The sequence below is a fragment of the Pseudoalteromonas rubra genome (assembly GCF_005887095.1).
GTDB classification, from domain to species: Bacteria; Pseudomonadota; Gammaproteobacteria; order Enterobacterales; family Alteromonadaceae; genus Pseudoalteromonas; species Pseudoalteromonas rubra_E.
The window spans coordinates 24283-42145 of record NZ_PNCI01000074.1 but is presented as its reverse complement, the minus strand read 5'-3'; the positions used below and the strand labels follow the sequence as shown (position 1 = coordinate 42145).

The 17863-nt window shown below is 48.6% G+C and carries 13 protein-coding genes and 1 pseudogene; 5 read left to right on the top strand and 9 right to left on the bottom strand.

The window, feature by feature from the left end; all coding sequences use genetic code 11:
* Window positions 1–217, bottom strand: a pseudogene (locus tag CWB99_RS22280) (transposase); the annotation flags it as partial.
* A gap of 271 nt (window positions 218–488) precedes the next feature.
* Entirely contained in the window at window positions 489–686 is a 198-nt protein-coding gene (locus tag CWB99_RS22275) for a hypothetical protein (RefSeq protein ID WP_138552215.1), read from the bottom strand.
* Window positions 687–935: 249 nt separating this feature from the next.
* On the opposite strand from CWB99_RS22275, the gene CWB99_RS22270 reads away from it, so the two are divergent.
* The 3 genes from CWB99_RS22270 to CWB99_RS22260 are packed head-to-tail and all read left to right on the top strand — an operon-like array spanning window position 936 to window position 6481.
* The gene (locus CWB99_RS22270; protein WP_138552214.1) at window positions 936–2291 is read left to right on the top strand and encodes an alpha/beta hydrolase; all 1356 of its coding nucleotides are present in this window, start codon (window positions 936–938) and stop codon (window positions 2289–2291) included.
* 34 nt (window positions 2292–2325) lie between these two features.
* A complete protein-coding gene (locus tag CWB99_RS22265) occupies window positions 2326–4206 on the top strand; it encodes a hypothetical protein (RefSeq protein WP_138552213.1) in 1881 nt (626 codons plus the stop codon).
* The gene (locus CWB99_RS22260; protein ID WP_138552212.1) at window positions 4199–6481 is read left to right on the top strand and encodes a hypothetical protein; all 2283 of its coding nucleotides are present in this window, start codon (window positions 4199–4201) and stop codon (window positions 6479–6481) included. The genes CWB99_RS22265 and CWB99_RS22260 overlap by 8 nt, the downstream gene beginning before the upstream one ends.
* 88 nt (window positions 6482–6569) lie before the next feature.
* On the opposite strand, the gene CWB99_RS22255 is transcribed toward CWB99_RS22260, so the two are convergent.
* Entirely contained in the window at window positions 6570–8501 is a 1932-nt protein-coding gene (locus CWB99_RS22255) for a phytase (RefSeq protein WP_138552211.1), read from the bottom strand.
* Window positions 8502–8914: 413 nt separating this feature from the next.
* Between CWB99_RS22255 and CWB99_RS22250 the strand changes: the two genes are divergently transcribed.
* Entirely contained in the window at window positions 8915–9802 is an 888-nt protein-coding gene (locus CWB99_RS22250) for a GGDEF domain-containing protein (RefSeq protein WP_138552210.1), read from the top strand.
* Window positions 9799–10815: an AraC family transcriptional regulator gene (locus CWB99_RS22245; RefSeq protein ID WP_138552209.1), complete on the top strand. Its 1017-nt coding sequence runs from the start codon at window positions 9799–9801 to the stop codon at window positions 10813–10815. The genes CWB99_RS22250 and CWB99_RS22245 overlap by 4 nt, the downstream gene beginning before the upstream one ends.
* 44 nt (window positions 10816–10859) lie before the next feature.
* Here the strand turns inward: CWB99_RS22245 and CWB99_RS22240 are convergent, their stop codons facing one another.
* The 6 genes from CWB99_RS22240 to betI all read right to left on the bottom strand — a co-directional run bounded on the left by CWB99_RS22240 (window position 10860) and on the right by betI (window position 17573).
* The gene (locus CWB99_RS22240; protein WP_138552208.1) at window positions 10860–11654 is read right to left on the bottom strand and encodes a substrate-binding periplasmic protein; all 795 of its coding nucleotides are present in this window, start codon (window positions 11652–11654) and stop codon (window positions 10860–10862) included.
* Between the two features lie 108 nt (window positions 11655–11762).
* On the bottom strand, window positions 11763–12467 hold the full coding sequence (locus CWB99_RS22235; protein ID WP_138552207.1) for a TorF family putative porin: 705 nt from the start codon (window positions 12465–12467) through the stop codon (window positions 11763–11765).
* Between the two features lie 12 nt (window positions 12468–12479).
* Window positions 12480–13697: a BCCT family transporter gene (locus CWB99_RS22230; protein ID WP_138552206.1), complete on the bottom strand. Its 1218-nt coding sequence runs from the start codon at window positions 13695–13697 to the stop codon at window positions 12480–12482.
* 136 nt (window positions 13698–13833) lie between these two features.
* Window positions 13834–15501: a choline dehydrogenase gene (gene betA, locus CWB99_RS22225; RefSeq protein ID WP_138552205.1), complete on the bottom strand. Its 1668-nt coding sequence runs from the start codon at window positions 15499–15501 to the stop codon at window positions 13834–13836.
* Window positions 15502–15517: 16 nt separating this feature from the next.
* Entirely contained in the window at window positions 15518–16981 is a 1464-nt protein-coding gene (gene betB, locus CWB99_RS22220) for a betaine-aldehyde dehydrogenase (RefSeq protein WP_138552204.1), read from the bottom strand.
* 1 nt (window position 16982) lies between these two features.
* Window positions 16983–17573, bottom strand: a complete 591-nt coding sequence (gene betI, locus CWB99_RS22215) for a transcriptional regulator BetI (RefSeq protein WP_138552203.1) — start codon at window positions 17571–17573, stop codon at window positions 16983–16985.
* Between the last annotated feature and the right edge of the window lie 290 nt (window positions 17574–17863).

Below are 17863 nucleotides of genomic sequence, written 5' to 3'. Positions count from 1 at the left end.
AATGATTTAGGAAACAACGCCCATTCACACACGCAATAAGTATATCTTCAACACCACGCTGGTGAAGTTCCGTTAAGACGTTTAACCAGAACTTGACTCCTTCGTTCTCGGCAATCCACATACCCATAAGCTCTTTATGACCTTCAAGATTGATACCTGGTGCCAGGAAGATGGATTTGTTGATGACCCGTTTATCTTGGCGAATTTTTACGACTATGTGTTGAAATAGATTGCAGGTTTCTCATAGCTCAAGTGTTCATCCTTCTCTGCGTTCAACGTCGCTTCGACGGTTATCTTCTCCAGCATCTGGCTAAATTCGTTTAAATCCTCAGGCGTTAGTTCAGCGGGTACTGCTGTTTTATCTTTTGAGAGGTTTTTTGCGCTTTTTTATTGAGTTTTAAGTTCATATTTAATTTTCCTTATTTAACATTGAAATGGCATATGCAATTTAAGTACTTACTTTTTCTAATGAAAAACAAGTAAGTTCTTTAAGCGCATAGCCTGGCTCTTGATAAATTTGCACTGTTTAATACCTGCTGATCAGCCTCAGGTACACTCTGCAACTGCTGTTTTGCAACTATGGTGAGTGCATCGCGCATTTCTTTTGGTGCACCGGTGGTTGGCTGTGCACTCGTATTGTTAGCCGCTACCTGCGGCGCATTACCGCTTTGATGAGCTAACTTCATTGAATATTCCTTGTATCTAGATATGAAGTGCTCTCCACCTATCAGCGAGGTGTGGTGCAAATTTTAGGTGATTACCATGCATATTTGATAACAGATATTTTTAAAAAATTGAATAAACCAAGATCTTTGCCTAGCTTTAAAGTTTGAATGATTTATGAACAGATTGGCAGTGGATCAAATTTAATATCGAGTACGACACCCGTATAAGGCTGATTTATAGTCCTGTTCTGATAGCGAAGGAAGCTGACTGTGACAAGAAGAACAGCCGTTGTGGTGATCCACGGTATAGGCGAACAAAAGCCGATGGCAACCATTCGGGGGTTTGTGAAAGAGATTTGGAAAAATCACCCCGGTAAGAATCAAACACACTTCTGGAATAAGCCAACCGAGTATTTTCAGACCTTTGATCATCGCACGCTCGTTGGCTATAGCAAGAATGAGCATGGTGAGTTGTCTGCTGACGTGGACTTTCATGAATACTACTGGGCGCATCAAACCGCTGGCACCTCAACCGGGCAGCTAAAAAGCTGGTTTATGGGCCTGATGCTCAGTGCCCGCAGCAGATATAGCAATCATCCCACCACGCTACAGCCTCTGTGGTCCGTATTTTGGGGGCTGCTGGTGATGACTGGTTTGGTGTATGCCTACCTTAATTACACACTGGATATTGACACGGCGCTTCCGAATGTTGTTACCGCAGCAGGGTACTTTGTTGTTGCGTTCTTGTTGAGTCATACTACCCGATACCTGGGCGATGCAGCGCGATATACTCGGGCAAGCCCGGATAACATCAAGGTACGTAAAGCGATTCGACAGGAGGCATTCGATCTCTTGCTGTCTTTGCAAAACAGCGGCAAATATAAGCGTATTATTTTAGTCGGGCATAGTTTGGGGGCTATGGTTGCCTATGATGTGCTGTCGGCTTTGTGGTCACACTGTCACCGCTTTAGTATAGCTGGAGCGCCGAGCCCCCTGGATCAACGTTGTCTGGCAACCGTTGGGCAATTACAAGCACTGACCAATGATCTGACTGAGGGTAAAGCGTTTGATCAGGGTGAGTATCGAGCCCTTCAGCAAGAGCTTTTCAGACAGCTAAAACAGTTAAGGGATGGTAACCATCACTGGCTGATTTCTGATTTTATTACAGTGGGCAGCCCGCTGACCTATGCAGATATTCTGATGGCCGAAAGTGATGACGATTTTAAACGGCGCAAAGCCGATCGTTACTATCCGACATCGCCTCCTTCTGCTGTTGATGGCCTTAACGCAAAGCCCCCCTATCGCAACTTTTGCTATCAGCAGGACGGCAATTTTTATCTGCACCACAGCGCGGTATTTGCACCGGTCAGGTGGAGCAATATTTCTTCGCCATCGTTCTGTTTGATATGGGGCGATATTATTTCTGGCAGAGTCGATAAGCAATTCGTCTGCGACAAAGTGTCTGTGGGTGATGAGCTGAACACCACTCCAATTGCGGAGCGTTTTGTACTAAGAGGTGGCTGGCCACCATTTAAACACACTCATTACTGGTCTGCGTTAACGACATCGCATGGCGATGTAGAAAGGGACCATATCGATACTTTGAGAAACCTGATGGATCTATAAACTGATCTTAGCAATTGAATACAAGGAGCGCTGCATGGCCTGGCAAGTTAATCGTAGGTGGTACCAATTTGGCTGCATACTGGTGAGCGTGAGTTTGAGCGCCTGCAGTTATTCGGATGCGCATCATGTTCGAAAGGGGGCCGACCCAAAGTTTCAGGACGATCAAGTGGCATTCAGAAATACCTATTATTTCCGGGTTTTTGATCCCTGTGATACTCAGCAAGAGAATAAAGTGCCTGAGTTTCAGTCTCTTTACCGGTTTGTGATGACTGGTAAAGCCAGCACAGTGGCTAATAAAATTCAATTTGAATCTGGCACACTGAAAAGCTGGGAGATCGACCCCTTTGGCGCCAACATCGGCTTTGATAAGGCCACAGGACAGTTTAAATACGTCAGCGACAAAACACAACGCAACAACCAGATCAAGGCCAATGCCTGGGCGGAATATCAGCGGCTATTGGAAGAATACCAGCGGCTGAGAAATCAGGAAAAAGGCGGTGACAGTCATGACCCCGCTGACTTAATCACAAGTTTGAATCAGCTAATGGGTAAGCAGGTTGATGATGTCCCCGCAGATAAGCTCAATGAAGTAAGTAAACTGACTGACGAAATAGACAAAGTTGTTGATGCCAGTGAGCAATTGGTATCGGCATCAAGTGGCACGCTGCATACTGCGCTAAAGGATGCCATCAACGAAGGCGCGGCTGAAGTAAAGAATGCACATTTGAGGCAAGCCAGCGACGCGCTCACCCAATTCGCGGACAAACGATTCAGAATAGATATATTAAAGGCATATTCCGCTCTACTCAAAACACAAATCACGGAAGCGGTGCTATTGAACGCCGGCACGAATTGGTCGAAACTTCTGAAAGATAACCGCACTGTACCTCAAAGCGACTTTAATCCTGCTTTTGTTGAAGTGATTAAAGCCAACAAACATCTTTTTGAACCAGACGCAAAAATTGACGATAAGCCTGTATCCAGCACGCTATATAACAACTACAAGCAGGCCAGAGGCAGTTTACTGGCTCAGTTTACTATACCGGTACCAAATGAAGATGAGTTGTTGCGCTGGATCGCGAAAAATATAACACCTTCTGAAGTGGCAGAGCTGAATAAACTTGATCAGGAAACCAAAACGCAGCGAGCGCAGTTACTGATTGAAGAATTAATGGCCAAAATAGAGCAAGAAGCTGAGGCTGCTTTTCCGGATCTCGCGGCTGTGCTCAAATCTATCGGCGAGGAACCAGCGGTTGTTAATTTCGACGACCAGCATTTGTCTGCGTTAACCGCAACTCAGTTGCGCAGCAAACTTAAAGCCATGTTAAACCAGCGCGTAAATCTGGCTGTCAGCCAGGTGTCATTTTCTGGTGTGCCCGAGTCGGTGTTTACACGTTTATCTGCGGCAATGGATGAGCAACTTAAAATAGCCACCTCTGTGTCGCCTTTAATTGAGCACGAATATGGCCAACCAGCAGAGTCTGAGCAAAAAAGCGCATCCAATCAAGTGTTATGCAAAAATAGTGGGCCAACAGAGAGGAAAGGGTTTCAGATTCTGGGCCCGGAAGGCTGGCGAACACTGGACCAGGATGAACGGCTGGTCATGGCGATGCACAGCTCCAGTGAACCACTGACATCGGTATTAAAGGAGCTATCAGCCCGAGTGATCCAGGCTAAAAATGACCAGTCAGCGGGGCTGCTTCCTCTGACTCAGGCGCAGTTGCGCACCACAGAATCACTGCGTGCAGCAGATCAAACCAATCCAATGATAGAGCTGCAATCCGATAGCCTTAAGTCTACTCAACAACTCTGTGAACTGGTCGCCAAACTGACAACCGAAACGTTGAACTCGGAGCCGACGAGCGCTCTCAGCTCACCTGATTTATCCGCCTGCAAGGAGGTGACAGATGAATAAGTTCTTGGTCTGTTTTTTTATGCTTGTGCTGTGGGCCCTAAGTGGTTGCAAATCGCTTTCCTCAGAAGGCTCTATGCGGATTGTGGTTGAGCAATATAACGGCCCTTTGTCTAAAACGCTGGAGGTGCAAAAGGCAGAACTGAGCGGTACTTTAAGTGTGGCAGATGAAACACTGAAAATTCTGGTACGTGAATTTCATTTGAGCCAGTGCCAGCTAGGTTGTTTTGGGCAAGGGTCTGACAAGTTGGCGAAGCAGCAATGCCTGATGCTGCAGGGAGGGGATGGATTAGTTGATTTGAGCGAGGTTTTCTCGCTGGCACAGCAAATCTCGAGTTTAACTGCTCAAATCAGCAATCAGCAATGTAACCCGCAAAATTGTAATGCTGAAACAGAACTTCAAGAGAAGTTGGTTAAGTCTCTTAATAGCGAAATAGAGCGACTGCATGGTATCGCACAAGTGCTGGCTATTATTCCACAGACACAGCAACTGGCTTTCACAGGGTTTGATGCCACTGTGTTCAAAGCTCTGACAGACAAATTAACCCAATCACAAACTAATTTGAAAAAGCAACCACTGGTTCAGGGTGAGGTTAAAACCGCGGTAACAGAGATAAGTAACCTCAAAGGTGAGTACCTGGTATCTATGACGAGCTTATCTGCAGTTGAGTCATTACTCGGCCAGTCAGGTAGCGCGATGTCTTTCCCCTATAGTACACAAAAACCAACAGCAATGCCTAACGCTGTGCCGTTGAGCGAGATCTTACCTGCTCATATTGTGAGTCAGTATCCGAAGTTATTTGCCAAAAAGCCCCAGGCTTTACTTGGCAGCAAGGATAAAAATCGCTTGCAAACAAGCCAAGAGGACGAGTTGCATCGAGTCTGCCCGGTACTGTCCGACGTAAAAACGAATATGCTGGCGGTGCTTAACTATATCAATCTACCATTAGACCCACATGATCCACTCAGCAAGAGCATTCGATTTTGTGCTTCAGCGCTGTACAACAAAGATGAGGATGTGGACAGTCGTTACCAGGAGTGCCTAAACAGAATAGCTAAAACAGGACACATGCTGAGAAAAGGGGCCGAGCAATGGGCTGCCACGCAGATGGCTATTTTGCCAAAATCCAAACGAGTGAGGATCGTGGTGGGACGCGCATCGGTTGCAGCGGCGGAGCTGGGCAATGAGTTGGTCGCGCGCGCGGATGCCATTCGGCATCAGGAAGACAAAGGTTCTGAGCGTACCGCCAGCCTACTGCCAACTAGTATGTATCTCAGAGGGGCCAGTGGTACAGATTATCTGAATATGATCGACTGGATGGAGGCTTACCCTGACAGAGAGGGGGATAGCTGGCAGGCTGATGACAGAACACGAATGGTGGAACGTCTGATCACGGATGCGAACTGGAATCAGGTCAATACCGCTTTTGCACGCGGCAATGGTGATGTGGGTATGGTGTTTGTTAAAGACGACATAGGTAACTGGAACCTGAAGTCATACGACAACGATCCCAGTGAATTGCTACAAAGTTATAAACAGGTGGGGACCACGTTGCTTAATGAGGCGGTGTCACTGGCAAAGGGCAGTAGCAAGTTGGCTGATCTCACTGCAAACCTCAGCGGCATTACAAAGCTCAATCAGTCGGCCAATCAGATAATGCTCAACGGTGCTGGGGGCGGAAGCGCTGCACAAACAACCATAGAGACGCTGGAACATGAACTGCGTAAACGTCTGGCCGAGGCAGCCAACCTGCAAGCACAGAATGAGGTCCAGCTAAACCAGGCGGAACAAGCTTTAAGCAAGGAGCTTGAAGCGGTAACAAGTGCCTTGAACGACGCGGAAGATAACTATTCGCAGCAACAGAAACGCTTTGCTCAGGTTAGCAAAGACTTCATCGTCGCCGAAAACAATTATGAAACGAAGAAAGCCCATGAAGAGCGCGCGCTTGAAAAGCGCCTGAAGGCACAATTGCAGCAATCTTACGATCAGGACGCCACTATCAAAGCACATCAGCAGGCAAAAGCAGAAGCTGAGGTTGCCAAGTTAGAGTATGACGAAGCAAAGCAAAAGGTTGAGGCACAAACTCGGGTGTTCAACGACGCCCAGTTGGTATTTGAAAAAAACCAGCAGGATCATAAAACGTTGACCACGCAGCTTGAGCGGGTCAAGCAGCAACGTCAAGCGGGGCCAAAAGCAACGATGGCAGTGATCCAGTCATTATTGACTAACCATCAGCAACTGATCCAGGTGATGCAACAAAATGCTAGTAAGGGGTAATTAACTAAATTTAATTAAGCTCATCTAAAAGCATGTTGGTAAGCGAGTTGCGGAGGCCCTGTTGGCCTCCGCGTTAAACATTGAAGTTTTATTTCTGGGATTGGTTAAGTTCCGTAGCCTCCAGCACATCCCGCCAGCTAACAAATTTAAAGTTTTGCGGCTGATCGGGAAAGCGGTTGCGGCCGTCCTGAAGTACCAGTAACCCCTCGGGATAATCTTGGGTTCGTAGCCGGGTCGACAGGGCCAGACCATCGGTTTCTGACGCGCCATCCAGGCCTTTAAAGCCATCCAGACCAACGCGAAATCCAGCCAAATGGCGATAGGGTGGCGTTGCTTCGTAAAGCTGGTAGCTGTTGTTGCCCTGGCTGGAAACAACCAGGACAGGAGCGTCACCAATAGACAGTGCCAGGCCTTCGACATCATCGACCAGGTGTTCACCTACCTTTGCTACTGTAACCGGCTGGCTGTTATCCGCCGGGTTTAGGCTGGTGGCCCAGATCCCTACGTCTTCTTCGCCAATAAACAATCGCCCACGGGCATCATCTGCCACACAACCTTCTGGTTGAGAACTGAGTAGTATTTCTCGCACTTTTTCTGCATACAACTTACCCTGGTTGGCTTTCACTCTGTATTGAAAGGTCAGACCGGCTTTGTTATTTGCAAACACGTAGTGACTGCCCTCAAAAGTAGCCATACACAGCCCATAAATCTCCTCCAGATCCGATGGTGCACTGCCCAGACGAAAGACGTTGCCGTTTGCCTCTATACCGTAAAATGCGAGGCTGTCATCATTGCGCTTACTGGCTGCAGCGATGCTGATAGTGCGCCCTTGCCAGCTAAAACCATCACGTAGATCGACATTGTTGAGTCGACCGTCTTTGAATTCTTGTAACAGCTTGCCCTGCAGATCGTAGACTTCCAGGCCTTGCTTTTTATGAGTGCCCAGTACCCGTGAAGCATCGGGGTTTTCAGGGTGAACCCAGATAGCCGGGTCGTCCATCGCATCACCAAATTGCGTCGCAGGTTGGCTCTGTGCTTTGGGTCTGACGACTGGTAAGGTTTTTGTTGTGACTCCTGAGTTGAGGGTGATGTGAGCTGTCGCATATTGGCCTTGCTGTTCATCGGTAAAGCTCAGTGTGGCCTTATCTGTGCTTAAAGGCTGGCTCAGGTTCATCATGGTAGCTTTGCCGTTTTCAAGTGCTAAGGTCTCTGCCGGTAACCAGCTATCGGCAGCGTCTGGGGTATCCCAGTAAAGCACTTGCTGGCCGTTTTCCAGTAATGCAAAGAGTTCTCCTGAGTCACTGGTTGCCAGGCTAATGGCTGGCTCTGACTGACTTCCGTAAGGGGCGACCAAAGATACCGGGTAATACTGAGGGTTAACTTCAATACGAGCTGAGTAGCGCCAGATACCTAATGGCTCACTAACGTATAGGTAGCCATTGCCCGGGTCGACTGCACAGGAATCAGCATCATAAGGTAAAGACAGCGATCGCAGCAGCAGTGGGGTTTGCAACCAGCTTTGTTGTTGACGTAACAGCCATTGTTCCGCTCTTCCTCGCCCGTCTGAGACAAACAGAGACAATGTCTGATTGGCCTTATCAGCGAATAAGCAGAGGTTATCGACCAATAATCCGGTCTGCGAAAGCTCAAAGCGTGGTAGCAGTTGTTCTGAATTGGCATCCAGTGTGCCCACAAAAACGCTATCTTTGCTGCCCTCAAGTGCAGCATATAGCCACTGGTTATCACCCAGCTCGCTCAATCGGACTTGTTTGAACGCGCCCGGGAGATGTGTAATAAGTGAGCCTCCCTGGTGCAACGCCAATCCCTCGCGCTCAGAGGCGGTCAGTATCTGGTTTTTGCCTGACACCTGAACACTATCCACTATAGCTGCCGTAGAGCCTTGAGTATCGAGTTGCAAAGGCTGCTGAGCCGTTTGCTGGTGTGTCTGATTTTGGCAAGCGCCTAGCGTACTCAATAGTCCCAGTATAAGCGTTGTTTTGTATAACTTCTGTATTTTCATTTTTAAGTTCCGACGTCACAGAGTATTAGCGGAGATGGGCCAACTTGTCGCACACTAAGCTGACTTTGACACCGCTAATGGATATAAGTGAGCGGCTACCTTAAAAAGTCGATATGACAGTTTTGTTTCACCCTAACCTGTGATTGCCTGGAGGTATGCGATTTATCGCTGGTTGAGCGTTAAATTCGCGGGGGAATGAGCTGCTTAGTCATAGAAAACACGTCATATTCAATCGGAAATATCAATAAAAACAGGCGGATATTGGTTTGTGTTGTGATTTATCAGGGATTGATGCGATGTTACGTGAGCCGTTCCGGCCGGGTCTAAATAGCTCAGGCCTTAAGCGACGACGTCTTAAAAGTGTCATATAGCGTCGTTAGGATACCCGAAATAATCAATATCCGGCTTAAAAGATGAAGAATGTCAGCAGTTTATGCTTAGCGCTGGTTGTCAGTACTGTATTGACCAGTTTGGCGCTGTTCATTGGTGAGCTAAAATCAATGCATGACGTTGACTGGGTTGACTTAATTGGTGAGGCCACTGCGTCTATGATGGCCGCAATCTGGCTAATACTCTTGGCACTATGTCGTCCGAGAGGTCGAGTGACCACTATGTTGTTGTTTGGTTCTGCAACCTACTGGCTCACAACCTGGCTTGACGTACTGGACGAGTTCATCGCTTACCCGCCGCAAAGTCACTTATTTACCTGGCTGGAGTCGTTGCCGGCCCCGATCAGTATGACGCTGCTCACCTGGGGATTGGTTATCTGGTACCGAGAACAACAGGCGGTCAATCGCCAGCTAAAGCAAAGGGAACACTTTCACCGAGAACACAGCCTGATAGACCCTGTCACCCAGCTGTATAGCCTTCAATATCTGTTGATTCAGCTCAACCGCGAGGCAGTATTGCATGACAAACGTAATCAGCCACTTTCTTTGGTCATGGTGGATATCAACGGCTTTGCTCAATACAATCGGGAGCATGGTGCTCATAAAGGGGATCAGGCACTGAACGAGGTTGCTTCGGCACTGGAAGTGGCGCTCCGAGAGACTGATCTTGCCTGTCGTTATACCAGTGACCGTTTTGTCGTATTGCTGCCGGATACACCGCCCCATGAGGTCGATGTTTTTTCTAAGCTAATTCAGGATTGTAGCAACGCAGCGTTAAAAGGGGCGCTGACTGTAACAACCGTTCAGGCTACCCGAACTGAAGGTGAGTCTGAACAAGCGTTGTTTGAGCGACTCAATCAACGGCTGGCAGGGGCGAAACGTGCGTCTTCTGCGGCATTGGAGGCAGTATGATACCTGGAAACTTTGCCTATTTGCATGACAAGCGTATGCCGGCGCATTTCCTCATTACTATATTGGAACTGGCCGAGCACCATCAGATAAAGCCACATCAGCTTATTCGTGGGTCTCAGTTATTTCTTGAAGACTTGGCCTACCCTGGTGCCCAGGTTGCGCCAGCCAGCGTGCTTTTTATATTAAAAAAGCTCAAACGAGAGCTGGCTGAACAGCCTCAGCTAGCCCTGGAGCTTGGGCAAAGGATAGCGACCGGACATGGCCATGTTTTGTTTGACCTATGGCGCTATGCACCGAATTTAAGTGGCGCCCTTACTGCCTGGGCAAGCGTTCAAAAGGGCATTGAGACCCTGGTCCAGTTCAACGTGGAGCGACATCAGGGCAAGCTCTATATCAGGCTGACTGAATCAGCATCATTGAGTACACAACAGCGGATGCTCTTTGAAATTGTGCTCTCGGCCTGCCGGTTGCTGCTTAAAGAGCAACTCGGTGCGCAGACCTGGGTGAAGATAGAGCTGCCATGGTCACAACCCGGGCAGGATTTGCACTATCCGGTCTATCTGGGTGAACATGTTCGGTTTGACGCGCCGCGCTGCGCCATTATTTTGTCTGAGGAGGCGCTTTACCAGCCCTTCAAGGAAGCCAGTACACTGCGGTTTGCTCAGGCAAAACACACAGCCAAACACCTTTTGCACCCGCCGCAGTTACTGCAGGCTCACCTGCGTCGCATCTTCAGGAAGAACCTGGGGCAGGCCTGGTCACTGGAATATACTGCCAGCTATCTGGGCATGAGCCCGGCAACATTGAAGCGTCGCCTTAAGCAAGATGGTACAAATTTCAAACTATTGGTAGATGAAGTCAGGGGGCAAGAAGCGTTGCATCTGATGGATCTTAATCAATGGAATAACAGCCAGCTCGCCAATACCATGGCGTTTGCCGATGTACACAGCTTTCGGCGTGCATTTAAGCGCTGGACCGGGGCTGTGCCCAGTGCGTTTCGTTGTGGTTCTTAAACTGCCAATGTAAATCACAATAGGCCGTTTATGGTATGTCCTTGTCAGGGCAGATTGACATTAACGGAAGGGTATTTACGCAACAGCTGTTGATAAAATGGACGCTTTTTTACGTTATCAAGTGCATGCTTAAAGCGCTCTGAAATGATCTGAGGTGTGTTTTTGCTAAAGACAAAATGTTCAGTTGAGTCGTTTATTACGTGGGCTATTTCAAACAAAGCTCGGTTTAAGCCGAGCCGCTCAAAATACCAGTTGCCAATCACAGTTGAGCTGACAAAGCCGTCAATTCTGTCTCTGAGCAGCATGTTAATGAGGTAATCTGGCTGAGTATTGCGGATAATATTTTTCTGGTTTAACCCTAAGCTAAGTAACAGTTGTTCAGCGACATCGTCTCGGACCACACCCAAACGCAGGGTGCTGAGTGCTTCACTATTCGATACTTTCAACCGCCTTTCTGCCCTCGTAAATACAACGACTTGCGTTCTGAGAATAAACCCGGACCAGTGGAACAAATTAGCGCGATGTTTTGTGTAAGTGGTTGAGAATAACAGTGTGAAAGGCTCAGCGAGCGCAGTGTCATAGGCCCTGGCCCAGGGGATGACCTGAATATCATCCGTGTTTTGAGTAGAACCCGCTTCGACCAATGTTGCTGCTAATAGCTCGACGGCAAAGCCTTTAGCTTCACCATCCTCGTAATAGCTGATAGGAGCGTATTCTTCTGTGAGCAGTGTTAGATTTGGAAAGGCGCTATTCTCTGGCTGAGGTGAAGGTATGGCAACAGACGATACAAATGCGCAAAGCGATACACAGATCAGGATGATGCTTTTAGGCCGATACATATGCGTCAATCTGCTCTAAATAAGATTGATTATAGCACAGCGGTGGTTTGTGCTAGCGGACAGTACCAGGCAGGTACTTTAGGGGTAAGTACCTGCCTGGTTTATTGATTATAAATCAAACGTGCGTGCAATTGAGAACACAAAGCGCTCGTCGGTATGCTCGCCATCTATGGTGGTGTCTTCCACGGTAAAGGTTAGATCGAAATCGAACTGCGTGGTGGTGTAAGACACGGCATAGTGGGTGTAAGAGCTGTCGAGCCCATCCCAGGCATACTTGTCGGCGTCGAACGAGTTCGATACATCACCACTGAGGGTGATTGAGTGATTATCCGCGATATCAAAGGTATGCGACAGCATCACAATGCTATGACCGACATCTACTCCAAAGTAGTCCCAGCTATACCAGAAGTTGATATTGGTGGTGCCCAGGCCACTGGCGTAAGCAAACTTTGTGTAGACTTCAGGGTAGTTATAGTCGCTGGACGCATCACCACCATGATAGGTGTAGTAGGCGATACCATAGTCCACAGACCAGGCGCTGGAAAGCTCCGACGAGCGACCAACGTAAAAGTCCCACTCATGGCCAGTGTCTTCGCCAAAGTCTACACCTGAGGCCCAGGTGCCCACATACCAGCCCGCATCGGCTGCGTAGTCCAGGCTACCCTGAATAGTCGGGTCGCTCTGTGTCTGCGACACCCCGTTAAAGGTATAGTCCGAGGTGCCGGTAATGGTGGTTGACCAGCCAGCTACAGCCATGTTCGACAGCAGGGCCAGAGGAAGTGCGCAGAGTGTAGTTTTAAAATTTATTTTCATTTCTTTTGAACCTTAGTTTACGGTCTCGATACGGCTGAAGTCGATGGTATTCTCTTTGGGTGAACGGGTAATATTGGCCACTGTTTTGAACTTGCTGTAGCAAATATAGCCAAAACAACCAAAAAAGAGCGCAATAACCAGTGCACCAACCCATTGTATCTGCAAAAAGTTTAGTTTAAATAGCAGCGTCAGCAATGACAGCGCGGCAATATTAAATAAAATATAGTTGCGTTTCCCGAGTTTTTTAACCGTCAGGCCAAGGTTATCGGTATATAGTCTAATTAATGAGTCCAGAGAGTTGATCACGAAAATCACGCCAACAATGACCATCGCCAGGTTTTTAATCCCTGCGGTGTCAATGCCTGCTTCATGGTAGTGATACAACACACTAAACCACACGGCGATGGGAATAGACGGGAACACCAGCATGGCCGCCAGTACCTGATAGGTTTTCAGACCACCGACAAAGCGTGAAGTGAACTGACCTATCATGATGCTCCATGCGAACCACCAGAACAGGTAAAATTCATGGTAATCATTGAGTGGCAATACAAACTCGTTGATATTGCTAAAGTAGCCGCCCAGCAGCGCAATATTGTTGGTAAAGGCGCTTATTTCACTGTCGCCAAAGACAAATGCAGAGGCCCACATAAAGGCGATCAGGGCGATGAACATCCAGGTTGTAGAAATACTCAGAATACGCACGTACTTCAGGCTGGTACTCGAATACACCGCAAAGCAAATGGCGGCGAACACAATGAGATAAAAGGTCGGAATAATGGATTCACCATCGCCCACATTTGGCATATACCAGGGCAGGTTAGATAGCAGCAGATAAGCCGTAAAGGCGCAAGTACCAATAATGACTACATTATTGATGAATTTAACCCAAGGGATCTCGAAAAATTTCACCTTAGGTTCTATTACGCAGAAATAAAAACACGTCAGAAAATAAAATCCCCAGATCAGGAAGCCCCAAAAGCCAAATTCGATGGCAAGTGGATTGGCAAACGCATACTCTGGGCTTGCTTTTATGTCTGCGTAACCCGCAAACTCCGTCAGCGGAAACATGATAAGTCCGACATCCAGCCCGGACGTAAATAAAATAGCAATAAAGGTAAAGGTTTTAACTGGTGTCACACCGACACAGCGTAGGTTCCCCCATTTTAATAAAATAAAAGCAATCGCAATTAGGGTAAATACAATGCCTGCACTAAGCCATACTGTCATTGTCACCCTCCCAAAATAAGTAAAAATAACTCATTGTCTCTCCGTTTTTTATTGTCTCCGCATTAACCCGATACAACCAATTTGTATCGTGCACCACTGCAGACCCCACGGCCCGATTGGACCGCAGGTGGCTTTGTTAAATCTCCGTGCTACGTTGTACTGCTTGCCACTGGTTGTGAATGGCAACCTGAGCATTGTTTGCTTTGAGGGCCGGTTGGCCCAGAATAATGTCTGCGGCTTTCTCCGCGACCATAATAGTTGGTGCGTTGAGGTTGCCGTTGGGGATCGTCGGGAAGATAGACGAATCCACTACGTTCAGGCCATCGATACCATGCACCTGGGTGTTTGAATCCACCACGGCCATGTCGTCTTCACCCATTTTGCATGAACAGGACGGGTGATAGGCGCTTTCGACTGCCTGGCGTACAAAAGCATCGATTTCTGCGTCGCTCTGTACGTCTTTACCTGGCTGAATTTCACCATCGCGGTAGGCATCAAAGGCCGGTTGCTCGATGATCTCTCTGGTCAGGCGAACACAGGCGCGGAAGCCTTCGATGTCGTCCTGATGTGCCAGGTAGTTAAATTGGATCTTGGGGGCCTGAGTCGGGTCGGCCGATTTAATGGTGACTTCACCGCGACTTTTCGGTTTGTTGTGACCAATATGGACCTGGAAACCGTGTCCGTCAAACGCACTTTTGCCATCGTAGCGAATGGCTGCGGGCAAAAAGTGATACTGGAGATCTGGCCACTCAACACCTGCTTTGGAGCGGATAAAGGCGCAAGATTCAAAATGATTGGTGGCACCCAGGCCGGTTTTGTTGAGGATCCAGCGTGCACCGATCAATCCCTTAGAGAACCAGTCCAGTTTGCCATTGAGGGTAATGGGCTGCTTACACTTGTACTGGAAATAAAACTCCAGATGGTCTTGTAAGTTTTTACCGACGCCGGGCAGATGATGCTGTACCTCAACGCCTGCGGCTTTGAGCGCATCCTGATCGCCAATACCCGATAGTTGCAACAGGTGCGGCGAGCCGATTGGTCCGGCGCTTAAGATCACGCGGCGCTCGGCAGTGGCGCGATGGGTTTTACCCTTGCATTGATATTCCACGCCCACAGCGCGTTTGCCATCCAGCAGCACCTTGTGCGCCAGCGCGCCGGTGACTATGGTCAAGTTGTCACGCCCCTTTACAGGGTCGAGATAAGCGCGGCTGGCGGAGCAGCGACGGCCATCTTTTACCGTCATATGCATCGGGCCAAAGCCTTCCTGCTGCTCGCCATTGTAATCGTCAGTCCTGGCATATCCTGCCTGTGAACCGGCTTCGATAAATGCGCGATACAGCGGGTTGGCCATTTCGTTACCATTGTTGGTGCCGAGCGGGCCTTCACTGCCCCGATACGAGTCTTCGCCCAGATACCAGCTTTCGGCACGTTTAAAGTAGGGCAGACAAGCCTGATAATCCCACCCTTGCGCACCGTATTGCTGCCATTCATCAAAATCTTTGGCGTGGCCACGTACATACACCATGCCATTGATAGAGGATGAGCCGCCCAGTACCTTACCGCGCGGGCAATGCATCACCCGGTTGTCCAGATACGGCTCCGGCTCGGTATGAAACTGCCAGGCGTATTTATCGGTATTCATAGGAATAGACAGCGCCGTGGGCATCTGGATAAAGATGCTCTTATCACTGCCACCCGTTTCTAACAGTAACACCCGGTGTTGTGGATTGGCGGACAATCGATTTGCCAGTACACAGCCTGCTGAGCCAGCACCGACAATAATGTAGTCGAATACTTTTTTCATAGTCTGGCTCCTTTGCTTAAAATGGGCTTTCGATTTGGCTCATACCTACGTAAACAGACTTGGTCTGGGTGTAGTGATCCAGTGTTTCAATGCCATTTTCACGGCCAATACCGGATTGTTTGTAGCCACCAACCGGCATTTCGGCGGGTGAGTTACCATAGACGTTGATCCAGGTAATACCAGCCTGTAGCTGGTGGATCACGCGGTGCGCACGCTGAATATCGCGGCTGAATACCCCGGCCGCCAGGCCCAGGTGCGTATTATTGGCACGGTTAATCGCTTCTTGCTCGTCATCGAACACCATGACGCACATCACTGGGCCAAAAATCTCTTCGCGGACTATGGTCATGTCTTCGTGACAGTCGGTGAATACGGTGGGGGCAACAAAGTAGCCGTTAGGTGCCGAAGCCGGGCTCAGAGCATGGCCGCCGGTCAGCACAGTTGCGCCTTCCTGCTTGCCCTGCTCAATGTAATCCAGCACCAGCTGCTGATGTTTTTTCGAGATCAAGGCACCCAGATTTACTTCGGGGTTAAGTGGATCGCCGGCGATAATATTTTGCTCCGTGCGGGTTTTAAGCTGCTCAAGGAACTGCTCATACACGCCGCGCTGCACATAAACACGTGTACAGTTGGTGCAGATCTCACCCTGGGTGTAGAAGTTGCCCAGCATGGCAGCACTGACCGCTTGCTCGATATCGGCATCGTCAAATACCAGCAGCGGCGATTTACCGCCCAGCTCCATAGTCACGTCTTTGAGGTTAGACGCCGCACTTTGCATGACTTTTTTGCCTGTGCCCACTTCACCCGTAAACGAGACTTTTTCAATTTCCGGGTGCAGTGTCAGCCATTGTCCGACTTCGGCGGCACCCTGTACTACATTAAAGACACCTGCTGGCATACCTGCTTCAATAAAGATCTCAGCCAGTTTCATTGCACCCAGCGGCGTTTCTTCAGATGGTTTAAAGATCAAAGCATTACCAGCCGCCAGTGCCGGGCCAGATTTCCAGCAAGCAATTTGCAGCGGGTAGTTCCAGGCACCAATGCCTGCGCAAATGCCTAACGGTTCTTTGCGGGTATAGTAAAAATCATCGCCGACCATTTGTTGCTGGCCAACTTGTGCAGGCGCCAGTCCGGCAAAGTATTCGATCACGTCAGCGCCCGTTTGAATGTCAACGCATTCGGCTTCTTGCCAGGGTTTGCCTGTATCCAGCACCTCGATTTTAGCTAGCTCATCATTACGTTCACGCAACAGCGCTACCGCTTTATTCAGAATTCTGCTGCGCTCAATCGGGGTCATGGCTGACCACTGCGCAAACCCGGCTTTGGCACTGTCGATGGCCGCTTTTTGAATGTGTGCATCGGCTACTTCAACGTGATAAATGACTTCGTCGGTCGCGGGGTTTTTTACCGCAAACTGCTCGCCGGTCTGATTGGCAAGGTAGCGGCCATGAATAAAGTTCTGGTAGACAGGTGTGGACATATTAGACTCCAAATTGTTGGATGAGGGACTGGATATAGCGTTTGGCCAGATCCTGCGCGCTGTCAAATTGCGCATCATCGGCTTTACTGAGAACGGCTCTGAGCCACAGGCCGTCGATCATAGCGGCGCTTAGCTCAGCAGCTTCATGTGCTTCGCCTTGGGCCATTAACTGTTTAAACGAATACAATAAATTGCTGTAAAGTCGGCGCGCATTGACGCGCTGTAAACGATGTAACTGCGCATCGTGCATGGAATGCGCCCAAAAGCTCAGCCATGTGCGGGTGGTTTCGCGCTGTTGCTGCACCACAGCAAAGTTGGCTTCGACAATAAACATCAGGCGCTGCTCAGGGGAGCAACCCTGTGCTGTTTTATGCAGCAAACTGCGTTGCAGGCTGCTCAGCAGGTAGCGCACCGTGGCTTCGATGAGACCTTGCTTACCGCCAAAGTAATGGCTGATGATCCCCGACGACATCCCGGCTTTTTTACTGATGCTGTTAATCGTGGTGGCTTGTAATCCAAGCTCTGCCACTGACTGTAAGGTCGCCTCAATCAGTTGTTGGCGACGCACTGGTTCCATTCCGACTTTAGGCATATTTTTATTAATTGACCGTTCAATAAAAATAAATTTTAAGGTGAATGGAGAGGGAATTCAAGGTTGACATTTTGTAAACGTCATCGTTTAAAAAAGAAGGTTTAACTTAACGTTATAATATGTATTGGTTTTTTTGTGTTGGTAAATTCAATAAAACAAATATTTCGTTGCTTACTTTTTGCTGGTTTTAGCTAAGTCAGGTGCTGATTTGAGCGCGTTTTCAGCAGAAAAAGGCTTAGCTGAGCGGGGGAGCTATTTGCGTACTGAACATTTTTACACATTATTTAGGC